We start from the raw sequence: 14,712 nt of genomic DNA on the forward strand, positions 1-14,712 counted from the left end.
TCAGGCCGCGACCTCACCGGACGGTGTGGTCTGGTCAGTGGGGTTGATCGGCTGTTCTGCGTGGAGGCGCTCGCAGTTGGCCAGGTAGCGTGCGGAAGCGGTGAAGATCTCCCGAGCGAGGGTCACGTTCTGCTCGGTGACCGGCCCGCCGCCCGTGGTGGTGACCGTCATGTGTGCCTCGGTGCTGGACAGGGCCAGGAACGGTCGCTCACCGTCGCCCCCGAACGCCTTGGCCGACATCTCCGAGGTGCAGAAGGAGACATCGAATCGGGTGACGCCCTCGTGAATCGACGCGGTGACGTAGGTGTAGGGCTTGTGCTCGCTCACGCCGCCACGTCCTTACCGGCCGTCTCCTTGACCGGCGCCGGAGCACTCTGCCGAGCGGGAGCCGCAGCGGTGCGGGGAGGACGCATCGTGGTTGCCCGGATGGACCAGGCCAGGCGTCCGGTGTTCTGGTTGACGTAGGCGGTGGCGGTCATGCCGTCGAACTCCACCGGCACGAACGGCAGGCCCGGCAGTGCAGCCGGAACGACGGGCTGGATGGGGGACAGGATCTTGACCGAGACCGTCTTCTGTCCGGCCTTCACGGTCGGGTCGGCGTCCATGACCGCGACCTGCCACACCAGCTCTCCGGTGTTCTTGTCCTTGGCGTAGACGGTGCGGCCCTTGGATGAGGCGTCGAAGTCCTTGACCTGCTCGACCTCACCGACGATGAAGCAGCCGTGCGGGAAGACCTGCCCGAAGTGGACGGGGATGGGGCCTTGGATGGCCATGTCGAGTGGTCCTTTCACTTGGACGGCCGATGTTCGGTCGTCCACTTGTCCGATTGAGTTGAGAGTAGCCTACGGCAACTTGTCCGCACAAGTGAATGAGTGGATTGGTGGAGAGGGGATGACCAGGTGTGCCAGCCTGCCCCTCGGGCGTCTTAACGGTGCTCGGTGCTCAAGGAGGATGCGCGATCATGTCGGTCATGGCCTCCATGACTTCGCCGGTGCACGACACCACCGAGAACAACCGGATCAAAGTCTGGTTCCAGTTCGTGCCGCGAGAAGGCTGGCTTCCCTACAGCACCGAGGGGATCTGGGCCACGCGGCTCAGCGAGGACACCGCGCGTGTAGAGAACATCCCCTTCCTTCAGGAGGGGGTGGCCGAGGGAGATGTCGTGCGGTTTCTTACCAATGCCGACGGTCTCCACTGGGCCACGGAGCGCGTGGAAGCGTCGGGAAACTGCACCGTCCGGGTCCTGCCCGTTCCCAGCGGCCCACTCGGAGCAAGCGCCGAAGCCGTGCACGAGCAGTTGGCGCCGTTCGGCCTGGGGGGAGAGGTCTTCAGCAAGGAACTGCCGCTGGTCGCCTTCAACGTGCCGGCCCGCGCGGAACTCGGCCGGATAAAAGCGCTGCTGACGCGTGGCGAGGAAGACGGTTGGTGGCACTTCGAGGCTTCCTGCGTCACAGATGCTTGGCGCAACGCCTAGTTAGCTAACCGGGTAGACGTCCTGGAGTTCGTGAAGGTCACCGGGGAGCGCCACGCTCATCACCAGAAGCACAGCCCCGGCGGCGTCGTGCACGCTGGCCAGCACCCCCATGACGGGCTTGGAAGAGCCGAGCAACTCGGCCTCTTCCTTGGTGGGGTTGCGCGCGGTCAGCCGCTCGGTGACGTGATCGAAGCGCAGATGCTTCACCGCCTGGAGATGATGACGCACCCCGCGCGCGAGCGGCTCGGGCTTGTCGACGTCGGTGCCCAATGCGATCTCCAGCGGGAACCACAGGGTTTCCACCGCAGACAGTCGGCCCCCCTGTTTGGCCACTCGTCGACGCGAGATCACCGGGGTCTTGTCCTCAACGCCGAGAAGACGGGCGATGTGGCGAGGAGCCGGAACACGGGCGACGTCGGTGACCATGTCACCGCTCTCGGCCTGCTCGGCCACCGCTAGCCCCGGCCGGATGCGATCGACGGCACTCTCGGGACGGCCCTTCACGAACGAGCCGCGGCCATGCTCACGTTCGATCCAGCCTTGCATGGCCAGGGTCTGGAGCGCCCGGACCACCGTCGTGCGACCTACGCCGAACTCGCGGACGAGCTGCGTCTCCGAGGGCAGCATGTCACCGGCCGCGTACTGCCCGGCCTCGATGCGCTCCTGAATCGTGCCCATCACCTGGGCGTACTTCGGAGGGGCGAAATCCTTGCTCATCTTAACCGCCCGATCACTCTTCCACTTGTCTGCACAAGTACAGTACCGGCTAAGAGCAGCCCTGTCAGGACCCGCAACAGCAGGAAACAACTACCTGGCCAACCCTGCCAGAACTCTGATCCACACCACCCGCGCCTGAGCAGGCGACCACGCGTCACTGTGAAACACGGTCACCTTGCCTTTGTTCTGAACCGTCTTACGAATGAACGACAACCCGCCCGCATCGCACAATTCGTAAAACGTCACCCGATGCTCATGACAGGTCCAGGCCACCACCCGAACCCGCCCGAAACGCCGCGACCTATGCCAGGCCAAAGGCATGCATCCCGGAGCGGCCGGAACGAGATGCTCGGACAGACATGACACTCCCCGTCGAGAGAAATCCTCGCTCACGATTCCCGCCGCTCGAAACGCACCGAACCGGCCAGGTCCACGCTGGCGTGAAAGATCACCTGGCGTGACCAGTCGCCCGGCGCCATGCCGAAGTCGTATACCCGTCGCGTGATCCGCCCCCACAGCGCCGGCTGCGGCTCCATCCTGCGCAACGCCTTGCGCAGCTCGTCCATCGAGGTCGCCTGCCCCGAGCTGGTGCCGCACGGCCCGAGCCGGTCGACGCCCTCGGAGGTGAAGACCTCCCACTCGAACATCTCGACAATGGGCTCCGGGCCATCGCAGTACAGGCAGTCCTCCTGAGAGGAAACCGCACCTCCCAGAAACGAGGTAGCGACATGTCCGCGCCGCGTGACGATCTTCCAGCCGCGCCCATCGCATTCATCGCACTTAACCGGTGTTGTCATACCGGAAAGGATCGATGGAAGAACTTCTCACCCCTATCCCACGCGTATATTCCATCAAGGCATATAGGGTCTCGACATGTAGCGACGCACCACCTCGGGAACCGACAGCCAGAGGGCGGAATGCACGGGAGCGCTTTCGAGCCGATCAAGATCCCAGCCGAAGTATGGGACCGCGAAGACAGTAGAGAAATCCTCAAAAATCGCGACGTAGCAGGACTTTTCAAACTCACCGCGAAGTACGCAGGCGCCAGCCAAGTGGACATCGGCGCGGCAACCGGCCTGTCCCAAGGACGCGTGAGCCGGATCAGCCACAACCAGTCCCACATCACCGAACTGGACGTCTACGAGCGCATCGCCACCGGTCTCGGCCTGCCCGACCACGCTCGTATGCTTTTCGGCCTTGCCCCTCTCGATACCGCATCTCCCACTGGGAACTATGGCGATCACCACCAGGAGCAGAGTGAGGAACTGACGGCCCGGATCGAAGCAGCCGCCGCCATCGATCCAACCATGGTCATGATCCTCACCACCGACACCAACAACCTGCGCCTCATGGACCGCCGACTCGGCGGCATCGCCATCGCCGACAAGATGCGCGCCCAGATCTCCCACGTTGAACACGCCCACCGCCACGCCGTACGCCCCGGCATCCGCGCCCAGCTCGCCCACGTCCTGGCCGAGACCGCCTCACTGGCCGGATGGCAGGCCATCCACACTGGAGCACTCAACGACGCCTGGAACCACTACGAGCACGCCAAAGCCGCCGCCCGCGAAGCCGATGACCCCGCCCTCATCGCCTACGTCTCCGGCGAACAGGCATACGTCCTGATGGAACTCGGCCGCCCCGCCGAAGGCACCGAACTCCTCCAGTACATCCACGCCACCTACCGCGACCGCATCCCCGCCCGGCTACGCACCTGGATGTCCGCGGCCGAAGCCGAAGGCGCCGCCATCCTCGGAGACGAGATGACCTGCCGTACCGCCCTGGAACAGGCCGCCGCACTCCTGCCTGATGGCGACGCCGACCCCGACATGCCTTACCTGTCGGTCAACGCCCACCACCTGGCCCGCTGGCGGGGGAGTTGCCTGGTGCGCTTCGGCGATCCGGGAACCGTCGAGGACCTGCGCTCAGCACTGGCCGGAATGGACGGCACCTACAACCGCGCCGAATCCGGCGTCCGCTGCGACCTGGGTCATGCCCTTCTCGCCCGCGGAGAGCCTGACGCCGCTCAACCCCACATCCAACGCGCCCAGCACCTGGCGACGATGACCGGATCCAGCCGGCAACGCCGACGCGTCGAGGAACTCGCCCGAGCCGTCAGCCGCTCGTTGCGCTGAGCCGATCCCGCGCCGCAAACAGACCGATCAACGTCCCCGACGTCCAGATGTCACCGCGGGCGATCATCGCCGGGATCTCCGCCATCGGCACCCACTCGATGAGATCGGCCTCGATCTCCCCGGTTGGACTTCCGACCAGATCGGCCCCTCGTACGAGGAACAGGCTGTGTTCGGAGTCGACCATGCCCGCCATCGGCTGGTAGGTGATCAAAGGCTCGATCTCCTTGGGCCGATACCCCGTCTCCTCCTCCACCTCACGAGCAGCCGTCGTGATGGCGTCTTCGCCGGCGTCGACCAGGCCGCCGGGAAGCTCCCAGCCCCACCGGTCGAACAGGAACCGGTGCCGCCACATCATCAGCACCCGGTTCTGCTCGTCGACCACCACGGCGATCGCCGCCCGATCCAGATGCACCGCATGATGCTCGAACCGCTCCCCGTCCGGGATCGCCACGTCAACGAGCCCCAACCGGATCCACCGGTTGTCATAGATGAGCCGTTCCCCGTGCACGATCCACCGCGACCGCTCTTCGTTGGTAGCCACACAGCGAAGTTACAGGCCAACATCCTCGACGTACACGGGCATGAGCGCAGAGCCGTCACGCTGCCGCGGAGCATTGCCGAATTAATCTTGTATGGATCAAGCGGCGGCGCGCCGCGCCGCCGTACCCGGCCCTCTGCCGCCCGCCATCCGGGCGTGCGGCGTGGGCGCCGGTCCCGGCCGGCGGCGACCCGGGCCGTCCACCGACCTGCGCGCCCGCCGTAGCCAACGCACTCGCCGACCTTGCGACGCGCCACCGAGGTCGTATCCTGCCCCAATGGACGCGGCCGCGATGCTCGAATGGCTCCTGGAGCGCGACGTGAGTGCCCTGCTCAGGGTGGACGCCGAGCGTCAGGGGGTTCGCCCCTGGACCTTCCATGCGAGCGGCGGATCCCAAGACAACAGATGGACCATTCGAGCCGACGCTGACTCCGCAGAAGAATGCCTCCACCGGGTTCGCAAGGCGCTCAAGGCCCATGGGCTGGATCTACCCGAGTAAGGCAACTGCTGAGGTTAACCGTGTCCGGTACCGCCCTCACGATCGCCCGGCGGTGGCCGATCTCCGTGCATGGTTGGGGGCGATCGACGGGCCGGGACTTCGTTCCTCAGCCCCGGCCCACCGAGCACCGGGGCACCAGGATGAAAAGCCTCAATGATTTCGCCAGGAGGGGCATCCTGTCTTCCTGCCAGTTCTGCTATCGGGAGTCGCTGGCCATTTTTGGTCGCAACCTTTAGCGCTGCATTCCCATAGGCAAGTTTTCCCAGAACCCGGCATTAAGTCCCAAGCCGTCAATTCGGGATGATCGATTACCTCGACAAGCTCTTTAGCGACAGCTGGGTACAGATCTGCGAGAGACTGTCCGGGCTTTGGCCGGCTTCTAAGAGCTGCACGCCGCTTCACACTACAGGGCGGACAACCTTCTCTAACATTTTTTCGGGTTCTAGCGTTTGGCGTTTTTAACCATTCATGGCCACACCCTTTGGCGCTACAGCGCCACCTACATGGAATTCCCGAACCCGGTTTGATATCCCATGCGGTCTTCTCTGGGTGGCCTATAACTTCTATAAGTTCCCTTGCCAGGTCGGGCTCAAGTTCTGCAAGTGACTGCCCCGCCGCAGGACGAACAACAGAAGCAGCTTGCCGAACAGCGCCACAAGGTGGGCAGCCCTGACCGCGCTTAACCCTCTTATCAACGGCTGCATCCCACTCGTACCCGCAGTAGCGACACTTCCATCTACAGACGTCCTCACTGCCGGGAGGCATCCATGCTAGATTCCGGCCGGGGGAGTCTACGTTTCGTATGAACTCTTCCTCTAGGTGAGGGGCAATATCAAGGGCTGAAGGGCTGGGTGGAGATCCGCACAATTCGGTCCACGCCGCGTTCGATCTCTCCAGTGCTGCATTTATCTCTTGTGAGCTGAGATGTCTCCAGGAAAAACCTTGTCGCTGTAGCTCTTGGCCGATTGTCGTAGCCCACGATCGAGGATTGGAGCTATAGGGCGTTTCGACTTGACAGTCTGCTGGTATTCCAAGCGACGGCAACCCGTGATGCCGGATCCGAATAATTTTGTATCCACTCTCCATGAGAGCAATCGTCTTACGTTTATCCCGTTGAATAGCATCGGGCGTTCCGTGACCAGGGCTTGGATCGAGGTCTATGAGTAAAGGAATATCGGGAAGGAAGAGGTCGACTTCTCGATATCGACCGTTCGTTAATTGAACTTTGTGATGAAGTGCAACCCGCATCCTGCTAGCAGATCTAACTAATTCAGCTACACCGTACTCAAGTCGCGATTTTCCTCTAGTGGTGCACTTAGGGCACCCGTTTCCTGCCGTTCGATCAGAGACTATGGCTTCCCAGAAATGACCGTTTCCGCATTCCCATTCGCAGAGGTATTTACTCTTAGCTCTAAGCTGCTCTGGTCCCCGATTTGGCCGTTCAAGGTTGCGGCGAAACTGCCGAGAAATCTCTGGATTAAGTTCCGCTATAGATTTACCTGGAAGTGGAAGGCCGTTCCGTTCGTCAAAACATTTAGGGCATCCACCTTGATTGGCGCTAGTCCGGGCAGACATTTTTGACGGCCACTTGTTCCCGCACGTCCGGCAACGCCATTGGCATACGTCTCCACAGCCGGGCATCATGTCGCTCCAGCTTTTGCTGGGGTGATCAATATTGATCAGGAATTCATCAGCCACTAAGTCGCGTCGACAGGAAACACATAAAGGATGACGTTTGGCGGCTTGATTAACTCCACCACACTCTAAGCATGCCGCTTTGCTTGATATCTTGTCCATAAGTTGCTTAACTCCTCCTACGTAAAGAAAACATGTGGGCTTAGGCTTCTGGTGGAGTCTCTAATCCTAAACGGATAAATCTAGCCGAAAGTTTCCTCAAGTCTGATTACTTGGAAATCTGCACAGTCGGTCGGATATTAAGACTGCTTGGAGCCGCTCTCATCCTCTGTGGAGCCTTGAGGAGAAAGATCATCAACGAGGGCTCGAAGATGCCGATCGATCGCCGCTTGGTCGCCGGGGTTGATCGCCTCATCGCTATTGCTATACGCGATGTAGATGTCCGGTTCGGTCACATTCTCAAGATGTAGCACAAAATTGAGTAGCGGCATCCAGTCGTCTTGGTGTCCTAGTCTGGCCTCAATTTCTACTCGCTGCTCTCTCAGGTCAATGTCGAACTCCTTGAATGGGGTTCCAAAGTCAATGATAAGTTCAGTGGCTTTTCGGCCTTCCACAACAAAGACAGATGGAAGATCCCTTAGGTCTCCTTTGCCTGGCATGAAGCGGTTCCGCGTGTTTCGCCAAGGTAGAGGAAACAGCATGTCAGGCTGGTCGAGTAGTCGCATGCGCAGGTCCTGTACGACGATCGGCTTGGCGCCGTCGTTGAAGAGGACTAGGGGAATTCGAATCGAAATATTCCTTGAAAAAGCCCCTGCAAAAGTGTGGGGCTCAAATGCTCGCAATCTTCCTTGTCGGGCATTAAGCCACCAAAATGATCCGATCGTAAAGGCAAGTGCCAATAGTGCGATGAATGCTGCGGATGTCATCCACGTGAGCTGAACTGAGGGTGTCATCCGAGTAGCATGCCAGAATATGTATCGTTTCGCCCTCTATTTGAGAGGTAGGTCCACAGCCACTTCTCACTACGATCGCCTTGCGGTGGCTGATGTCCCGTTCGGGCTGGGCCGCAGCAGCTCACAGGGTCGCGTACCGAGATCTTCCAAACTGGTGGCCAGGGGTTCGATTCCCTCTCTACGTGCACCTATAGCATTTCGCTGGCCACGCCCCGCGGAGCCGGAGCTAGCTCTTCCTCTCGCAGCGTACGCACCACGCCTTCCAAGCTTTCTCGAACATCGAGATAACCCATCATGCCGGTCAGCTCAAAGAGGCGGTGAGGACGGCCCTCAGCAGGAAGGACCACCATCAAGCGTCCCCTACGCTCCGAGACCTTTTCCTGGATCTCCACCAGGGCACCCACACCCGCCGAAGCCATGAAGGTCACATGCGTAAGATCCACGACCAACGTGAGCGCCTCGAAAGCGAGCAACGCCCTGTCCAGCTTTACCCGGACGCTTGGGGCCGTACAGGCATCCAGCTCACCCACAAGACGAACCTCGAAGCTTGTTTAACGATATACAAATTTAAACAGTCCCTTCCTTGCCTTCATGGGGTTGGTCAAGCTGCTGTTGCCGCTTACGCTGCTCAACTCTTAGAAGTTCTATCTCCTTGGCTAGTTTATATAGATTCCGGCTCTCGTCGGCATCATCATATGGTGGAATTCCCAGCTCAAAAGAAGAAGTGTGTTGCTCAATGGAATCTGCTGTTTGTTGTAGATAGAAGCTTCGCTCTCGGTACTTAAAGTATCCGGTGAATCCGGCAGATATGCCGACGGCAAGACTTAGTCCTACAGTTATCCACTTTAAGGGGGGAGATGTTTCCGCAAGGCTCGCGGCGGTAGTAGTTCCTAAGGAGCCAATTATGATGGTTGCTTGAAATGCGTTGTGAATCCTCCGATAATATTTAGCCTCTGATCGTAGCTGCCCAAGCTCGCGAGGAATGTCCTCTTTATAGGCATACTGGCGCTGGTAGACCGGTAGCCCGAGATGGGCTGCATAGAGACGGCGTCGCTCCTCGGCCAACTCTAGGTCCAATTGGAGTCTACGAACAGTCTTACTTGCTTGGCTATCCCTTTCGCTCTCAACATACAATAAGCGAGCAAAAAGCACTCCAGATAATAGTGTTAAGGGAATGGCGACACGGTTAATAGGGCCCATGTCATACTTCCCCCATGCGGCAACGGTCACAGTAAATATTGCAAGAGATGAAAGTGTTGCAAATAACCCCGAAGCAAGTAGGGCTTTTGTTTGAATCTTTCGAACCCTTACTGCTTCTTGTAGTTCCAGGATTGTTGCGTTGTGGGCGAGTAGCCTCTCTTGGGGGCCTGTGCCAACTTGCTGTATTTCGGACAAAGCTTCTCCATGTCAGTAACTCACTGGTGGCTCGTTGTGCTTTGTGTTGCACTAAATTTTTAACCTAACGCGCGTACAACCAACTTGTTTGACAAGGTACATGAAGGACCTTGTCGCAACATCGCCCTTCAGTTGCTAGGGCTGACGGCATACAGCCTGTGGATCTCCGGGTTGCCTCACCAGGCTCCAGAAGGAATAGCGGAATCGGAAAGACCGAAATTGTTGATACGGTTTGTTCTCTAACTCCATCAGCCAGACTTCAACAACATTCGTGTTGGGATTTTACGCGAGAAGGACCTAGACAGGTGCTGCTTATCGGCTGATACCTCGCGAAGTAATCGAATCAGTGGCGCGGGATATGCATGGGATGATCTTCGGTGGTCGAGACGAGAAAAGGTGCTCCTGCCCTGGTGAGATGCCCTGTCCCCGCTGGGAACGTAGCCCTCTTGAAAACCGCTAGGCCTCCGGCGGGGGCACTTCGGCTCCGGGATGATCGACGTCGCACCATGAAGGCCGTAGATGGTTGAGGTGGAAGCCGGATCTTCCCGCCTGCCACGTCCCAGGCAAGCCCAACGTCTCGACTCCTCCGGATCAAGGCCGTCTGTGACCGTTGGCATCCCATGGCCGAGGAACGTCTACCGGCCGGCGTACACGCGAAGACGACCTTGATCCTCCGTCCCCGAGCTGTTGCCCCTCCGGGGTGGGACGAGGCAGACGGGAAGATCCAACGGGCGGGGTGGGTGCGTCCGCACGAGGTTCTCAGGCCGTGCCCGTTGCGTGCCCGTCAGCAGAGGGAGCAAGGGGAACTCACGGGGAATCACGGGAAACCGAAGCACTCACCCGCAGGTCAGCGTCTCCCCAGCTCAGCGGCCAGGTGCGTTAGAGACTTCCCAAGCTGATAGCTTCAACTCACCGGACGTGGCAGCTTCGGATAGTGCAGGACCTCCACGTACATGATCCGTCCCTCAACGACGTCAAGGATCAGATCACCTCTCGGCGGAAGCAGCGGCACGCATCTGTGCCCGAGACCGTACGCTCCGTCCGGCCGCTCGGCCGTATAGAAGCTCCGACAGAAGTCATCATCACATCCGCACTCCTCGTAGAGCCGAATATCCTGGGCGGAGACGGCGAGGTCCTCCTCCCCTTCTTCTCCCAGGCACGCGATGAGATCCGTGACGAGATCGGGGAACAACTCACGTACGAGCGGCCGTTCGATCCTGCTCATGTCACACAGTCTCCCAGCCCTCTCTTCGGAAGCGCCATCAAGATCCGGACCATGCACGGATTTCCTTCCCCGGGCAAGAGGGAGACGGTATCCTAAACACCAGGTCAGAGCGTTGCGAATGCCAATAAGAGCCGTCCACTTTAATCCGTTAGGGGTTAGGGCAAGTCGGCGGACCAGCAGACCGTTAACGGCGTTCGGGTGGCAGTTCACCCACCGACGCGACGGTGTGCGTTCCGCCACTTGTGCAGCGCCACACGGCGATCTCGTTCTCCGACTCGGCGCGTAAGCCCCGGTCGTGCACGGGGCAGACGGGCCACATCTTCCACGTCGCCTCCACGACCACGTCCTGGGTGGCGTCGGCCACACACCCGACCCCGCTTCCAGGCCCGAGGCCGTTGCCATGGCAGATGCCCTGGAACTCAACCCATGCCATACCCATGTCGTCCCAGTCGGGCAGGACTATCTGAAGCGTCCCGGTAATCCCCGCCGCACGGACGTCCCGCTCCACGACCTCCAGCGCCTCCTCTAGCGGCACTAGCAGACCCGGTTCCAGAGCGAAGGTCGGCCCGAAGCCGACGCCATCGAGAAGGGCCTCGCCCAGCCGGGCCAGGTCGGCTTCCGTCAGCTCGATGGTGGGACGTTCGAGGAGTTCCCGCGTGACAGCGGTGGACACATCCCACTCCTCTACTAGGCAGGCCAGCTCGACGAGGGGTTCGGCGTCGAGACCACCATCACGCAACGCCGTGTAGATGCGGGCACTCAACTCCTCGACGGCCTGGTCGAGCTCATTAGCCTGCTCGTAGGGACGCATGCTGCAGTGTCTCCTGCCCCCCGAATCCCGGCAAGCGAGATTTCACCCATCGTCGATGGATATTCGATAGCTCCTGACGCCGTCGATCCGGAGCCTCACTCCTCGACTCTGGCCTATCAGATGCCGGGTTGCACTTCGGGTTGCAATACAAGGGCGTTCAGAGCCGTTCAGGATGGACCGCACATGTCCGCTGACCTGCATTGAACTGTCTAGAACAGCGCGAGGCCGATCTTTTAATCCGTAGGTTCGGGGTTTGAGGACTGTGATGGTTGGGCGAAGGCCAGGGTTGCACTGAGACGATGCTCGTGGTCTGAGGGAGCGCTACAAGACGTAAGCACTAAGTTTGGATGATGATCGGTAAGGAAGGTTCAGCACTGGGCACGGAGGCTGCGCGTCATCTGGCCCAACTGGACTGCTGTGAGATTGAGGACGGACTTTCCAGGCGGAGTTTGCTCACATCAAGGTCAGTTCGCGCGAGGCGCAGTAGGCAGCAGAATCGCTGGTTGCCTCCGGCTTACCGACAACTTTAAAGACGGACAGCGGTGAGGCGGTCCATCGAAGGCGGCAAGAGCGTCGGCATCCTTGTTTCTGCCCGCATCGCCCATAGGTCAGACTGATCTCTCGCCTGTCCTCTCAGCTCCATCGCTTCTTGACAACACCATAGGCGGTACCGCTTCTCCATTAGCCTCAACGACTCGGGTTCGGAACCTCAAGCGCGCACGCTTTCCCGGGGAGGTTCCGAATCCCAACCAAGCCGCTTCATGGATAAATCGGACAGCTTAGATGCGCTCTCTCGGGCACTCTCCGTTATCAGCCCAGCTCGCGAGTGTTTTATCCTTGCTTCATCGCCGGGCCTCACTGTGGCCACTCCGCCACCAATGCGACCAGCTCGGCGTCGATGTTCTATTCCGCTTTCATCGTGGCAAGATCCGCTGAGCAAGAGACCACGCTTCACCGCGAGCTCCATTCCGGTTTCATTGCCGGGCCTCATTGCGGCCGGACCCGCACGATCACGGGCGGAACGTCCCGGTAGACCCCCTCCACCCGGCTTCATTGCGGCATCGAGGAGTGCGAGGCGACGCATGCCGCAGTGGTCGCCCTTCCATCCGGCTTCATCGGCGGGCCTCATTGCGGCTACCGCAACCTCCGCCTAATCAAGATCAACCGGCGCCCTCCACCCTGGCTTCATTGCCGGGCCTCATTGCGGTGTTGATCCGCAGGTTCAACTCTACAACGGCGCCCTGGCGTCAACCTGGCTTCATCGCTGGGCCTTATTGCGGCTGCTTCTGATCCCACTCTATGGGCAGCTGGCAGGTACCTTCACCTGGCTTCATTGTCGGGCCTCATTGCGGCAGCTGCGACTGGATACCCTGCTGAAGTTACTGGCCGACTCCAACCTGGCTTCACCACCGGGCCTCATTGCGGCCTGAAGCTCCGTCAGGACGCGCCCAAGCACATCCAGTGCTCCAACCTGGCTTCACCGCCGGGCCTCATTGCGGCGGCGCTGCCTCCGTCCTGTCGCCGGTGCTGTGGCAGGCTCCGACCTGGCTTCACCGCCGGGCCTCATTGCGATTGTGACCGGGCAAGACCGACGACTGGGAAGCGGTGGCTCCAACCTGGCTTCACCGCTGGGTCTCATTGCGGCGAGTGGCTCTATAACCTGCTGGTCGGCAACTCGATCCCTTCAACCTGGCTTCATCACCGAGCCTTATAGCGGCGCACGGGCGGCGCGAGCCATCTCGTCGGCGTCGAACACTCCACCTGGTTTCATTGCCGGGCTTCATTGCGGCTCACCCGGACCATACTTGCCGCGCTCAATCGCGTCTGTGCCCCCCGGCTTCGTCGTCAGGCCTCATTGCGGCGACACCATCTCCGCCCACCTGCGCGGCATCGGTCCGCGCTCCCCCCGGCTTCATCGCTGGGCCTCATTGCGGAAACTGTTCTATCTCGACCTCTACAGCGATCGCGACCCGCTGCACCCTTGGGGCGGAAGTTGATAACGGCTTCGCTAAGCAACAACCACTTCTATCAACTCACCGTGAAATGTCGGTGCCTGTATGTAAAGTCAGCCTCCGCTCGGCTCAGTCATACGGATCGAGCACGAGCGAGCCAACAGATCAGGCCATGTCTGGTGTGCGCACCAGGGGTCTGCTCATGAAGCCAGCGGAGGTCGAGACATGGTTGAGCACATCGTCAAGCGGCTGGTAGATGCCGTTAGCGAGGATCGGCGAGATGCGGGGATTGGCGTAGAAACGGTCTACCACTCGGCGGTCGGGGACAAGGTCATGCCTCCATCGTTTCCTGGAAGTGACGGACCGTACCTGATGGAGACGCGGTGGGTAGGTGGTGAGGCGAAGAAGGTCGTTGTCCTGGATCAGGTGCCTTCGCAGGCCAACCGGGTCGAGGAGGCGTTACTTGTGGCCCGTGACGCCGGCCGGATTCAGCTTCCGCTGTTCGAGCTGATGGCCGAGACCAGCCGAGGGCCGCTCCGTCTCACCTCGCTGGAGTTCCCGCACCGCTACGCGGACGCCTATCTGCGCGACAGCACGGTGGACGGCGTGCGCTTCGACCGCAGCGAAGTCGGTCAGCATCTGCGGCAGGTCAGCGCATTGGACGTGCGCCCCCTGTATGAGCGTGACCCTGGCTCGCTGTTGTTCGGCGCATGGGACTCACATCGCAAAGGGCGATGGCCGAAGTTCGCCCGGATCTACTCCTCGTCGATCGTGGGCCTGGACCCGCAGGAGGGCCAGCGTAAGGCGACCCGAGTGGACCCGCTCAACCTCACCGGAGCGATCGACGACAAGGCCAAATCGGAGACCGACTGGCAGTACGTGCTGGTCGGTGAGAAGAAAGACAAGAAGCAGGGCCAGCGGCTGAGCGAGATCGGGCACGGCAATATCGCGCCGGGAGACGCCCACGGCGGCGTTTCGATCGTGGAGGCCCGGCGCTCTGGCTGGATCTCGCTGGCGGCCATCGAGCGACTGCGATTCGGCGATGCGCCTGCGGAAGCTGCGCAGCTGGCGAAGGCCGCGCTGGTCGCGTTGGCGCTGGCCGGAGATCGTCTGGCGTTCGGCCGTCCGTCGGTGTGGCTGCGCTCAGGATGCGATCTCGTCCGGTCGGCCGAGGTGCTGGCGTTCGAGCAGGACGGCGGTGCTCGGGAGGAGTTCAGCCTGTCCGCGGGTGAGGCCATCGAGGTCTTCCACGAGCTACGGGACCGTGCGGCAGCAGCCGGCGTAACGATGGCTACGGATGCTATTCGGCTAGAGCCGATGCCGTCGCTGGCCAAAGCCATCGAGTTCTCCACGACCAAGTCCGCGGCGGAGGAGTAAC

The 14,712-nt window shown here is 60.8% G+C and carries 14 protein-coding genes and 1 pseudogene; 4 read left to right on the forward strand and 11 right to left on the reverse strand.

What is annotated here, in order from left to right:
• Positions 1-327: a hypothetical protein gene (locus ACFY3D_RS20585; RefSeq protein ID WP_389981380.1), complete on the reverse strand. Its 327-nt coding sequence runs from the start codon at positions 325-327 to the stop codon at positions 1-3.
• The gene (locus ACFY3D_RS20590) at positions 324-773 is read right to left on the reverse strand and encodes a plasmid replication, integration and excision activator (RefSeq protein ID WP_389981382.1); all 450 of its coding nucleotides are present in this window, start codon (positions 771-773) and stop codon (positions 324-326) included. The genes ACFY3D_RS20585 and ACFY3D_RS20590 overlap by 4 nt, the downstream gene beginning before the upstream one ends.
• Before the next feature lie 188 nt (positions 774-961).
• Between ACFY3D_RS20590 and ACFY3D_RS20595 the strand changes: the two genes are divergently transcribed.
• Positions 962-1,474, forward strand: coding sequence for a DUF4265 domain-containing protein (locus tag ACFY3D_RS20595; RefSeq protein ID WP_389981384.1), 513 nt, complete (start codon positions 962-964; stop codon positions 1,472-1,474).
• Here the strand turns inward: ACFY3D_RS20595 and ACFY3D_RS20600 are convergent, their stop codons facing one another.
• Both ACFY3D_RS20600 and ACFY3D_RS20605 read right to left on the reverse strand, forming a co-directional pair.
• On the reverse strand, positions 1,475-2,191 hold the full coding sequence (locus ACFY3D_RS20600) for a GntR family transcriptional regulator (RefSeq protein ID WP_389981386.1): 717 nt from the start codon (positions 2,189-2,191) through the stop codon (positions 1,475-1,477).
• A 389-nt stretch (positions 2,192-2,580) separates the two neighbouring features.
• The gene (locus tag ACFY3D_RS20605; protein WP_389981388.1) at positions 2,581-2,988 is read right to left on the reverse strand and encodes a hypothetical protein; all 408 of its coding nucleotides are present in this window, start codon (positions 2,986-2,988) and stop codon (positions 2,581-2,583) included.
• Positions 2,989-3,282: 294 nt separating this feature from the next.
• Between ACFY3D_RS20605 and ACFY3D_RS20610 the strand changes: the two genes are divergently transcribed.
• Positions 3,283-4,326: an XRE family transcriptional regulator gene (locus ACFY3D_RS20610; RefSeq protein ID WP_389981390.1), complete on the forward strand. Its 1,044-nt coding sequence runs from the start codon at positions 3,283-3,285 to the stop codon at positions 4,324-4,326.
• Here the strand turns inward: ACFY3D_RS20610 and ACFY3D_RS20615 are convergent.
• Positions 4,307-4,867, reverse strand: coding sequence for an NUDIX hydrolase (locus ACFY3D_RS20615; RefSeq protein WP_362515015.1), 561 nt, complete (start codon positions 4,865-4,867; stop codon positions 4,307-4,309). The two genes, ACFY3D_RS20610 and ACFY3D_RS20615, sit on opposite strands and share 20 nt — an antisense overlap.
• Before the next feature lie 274 nt (positions 4,868-5,141).
• Between ACFY3D_RS20615 and ACFY3D_RS20620 the strand changes: the two genes are divergently transcribed.
• Positions 5,142-5,363 carry a hypothetical protein gene (locus ACFY3D_RS20620; protein ID WP_389981392.1) on the forward strand — a complete coding sequence of 74 codons (222 nt, stop codon included), beginning with the start codon at positions 5,142-5,144 and terminating at the stop codon, positions 5,361-5,363.
• Between the two features lie 150 nt (positions 5,364-5,513).
• Here the strand turns inward: ACFY3D_RS20620 and ACFY3D_RS20625 are convergent, their stop codons facing one another.
• The 6 genes and pseudogenes from ACFY3D_RS20625 to ACFY3D_RS20650 all read right to left on the reverse strand — a co-directional run bounded on the left by ACFY3D_RS20625 (position 5,514) and on the right by ACFY3D_RS20650 (position 11,382).
• Positions 5,514-7,160 carry a zinc-ribbon domain-containing protein gene (locus ACFY3D_RS20625; protein ID WP_389981394.1) on the reverse strand — a complete coding sequence of 549 codons (1,647 nt, stop codon included), beginning with the start codon at positions 7,158-7,160 and terminating at the stop codon, positions 5,514-5,516.
• Positions 7,161-7,297: 137 nt separating this feature from the next.
• On the reverse strand, positions 7,298-7,924 hold the full coding sequence (locus ACFY3D_RS20630) for a hypothetical protein (protein ID WP_389981396.1): 627 nt from the start codon (positions 7,922-7,924) through the stop codon (positions 7,298-7,300).
• A 215-nt stretch (positions 7,925-8,139) separates the two neighbouring features.
• A pseudogene (locus ACFY3D_RS20635) lies at positions 8,140-8,484 on the reverse strand (anti-sigma factor antagonist); the annotation flags it as partial.
• 34 nt (positions 8,485-8,518) lie between these two features.
• Entirely contained in the window at positions 8,519-9,346 is an 828-nt protein-coding gene (locus ACFY3D_RS20640) for a DUF4231 domain-containing protein (RefSeq protein WP_389981398.1), read from the reverse strand.
• A gap of 904 nt (positions 9,347-10,250) precedes the next feature.
• Entirely contained in the window at positions 10,251-10,571 is a 321-nt protein-coding gene (locus ACFY3D_RS20645; RefSeq protein WP_389981400.1) for a hypothetical protein, read from the reverse strand.
• Between the two features lie 184 nt (positions 10,572-10,755).
• Entirely contained in the window at positions 10,756-11,382 is a 627-nt protein-coding gene (locus ACFY3D_RS20650; protein WP_389981402.1) for a hypothetical protein, read from the reverse strand.
• A 2,177-nt stretch (positions 11,383-13,559) separates the two neighbouring features.
• On the opposite strand from ACFY3D_RS20650, the gene cas7u reads away from it, so the two are divergent.
• Positions 13,560-14,711 carry a type I-U CRISPR-associated RAMP protein Csb1/Cas7u gene (gene cas7u / locus ACFY3D_RS20655; RefSeq protein WP_389981404.1) on the forward strand — a complete coding sequence of 384 codons (1,152 nt, stop codon included), beginning with the start codon at positions 13,560-13,562 and terminating at the stop codon, positions 14,709-14,711.
• Position 14,712 lies beyond the last annotated feature (1 nt).

Origin of the sequence: Streptosporangium sp. NPDC000509 (genome assembly GCF_042898365.1) — a bacterium.
GTDB lineage: Bacteria > Actinomycetota > Actinomycetes > Streptosporangiales > Streptosporangiaceae > Streptosporangium.

Coding starts and splice junctions, on each gene's coding strand:
- ACFY3D_RS20625 (WP_389981394.1), bottom strand. CDS start 7,160: ATGGACAAGATATCAAGCAAAGCGGCATGCTTAGAGTGTGGTGGAGTT.
- ACFY3D_RS20595 (WP_389981384.1), top strand. CDS start 962: ATGTCGGTCATGGCCTCCATGACTTCGCCGGTGCACGACACCACCGAG.
- ACFY3D_RS20630 (WP_389981396.1), bottom strand. CDS start 7,924: ATGACATCCGCAGCATTCATCGCACTATTGGCACTTGCCTTTACGATC.
- ACFY3D_RS20605 (WP_389981388.1), bottom strand. CDS start 2,988: ATGACAACACCGGTTAAGTGCGATGAATGCGATGGGCGCGGCTGGAAG.
- ACFY3D_RS20650 (WP_389981402.1), bottom strand. CDS start 11,382: ATGCGTCCCTACGAGCAGGCTAATGAGCTCGACCAGGCCGTCGAGGAG.
- cas7u (WP_389981404.1), top strand. CDS start 13,560: ATGGTTGAGCACATCGTCAAGCGGCTGGTAGATGCCGTTAGCGAGGAT.
- ACFY3D_RS20645 (WP_389981400.1), bottom strand. CDS start 10,571: ATGAGCAGGATCGAACGGCCGCTCGTACGTGAGTTGTTCCCCGATCTC.
- ACFY3D_RS20620 (WP_389981392.1), top strand. CDS start 5,142: ATGGACGCGGCCGCGATGCTCGAATGGCTCCTGGAGCGCGACGTGAGT.
- ACFY3D_RS20590 (WP_389981382.1), bottom strand. CDS start 773: ATGGCCATCCAAGGCCCCATCCCCGTCCACTTCGGGCAGGTCTTCCCG.
- ACFY3D_RS20600 (WP_389981386.1), bottom strand. CDS start 2,191: ATGAGCAAGGATTTCGCCCCTCCGAAGTACGCCCAGGTGATGGGCACG.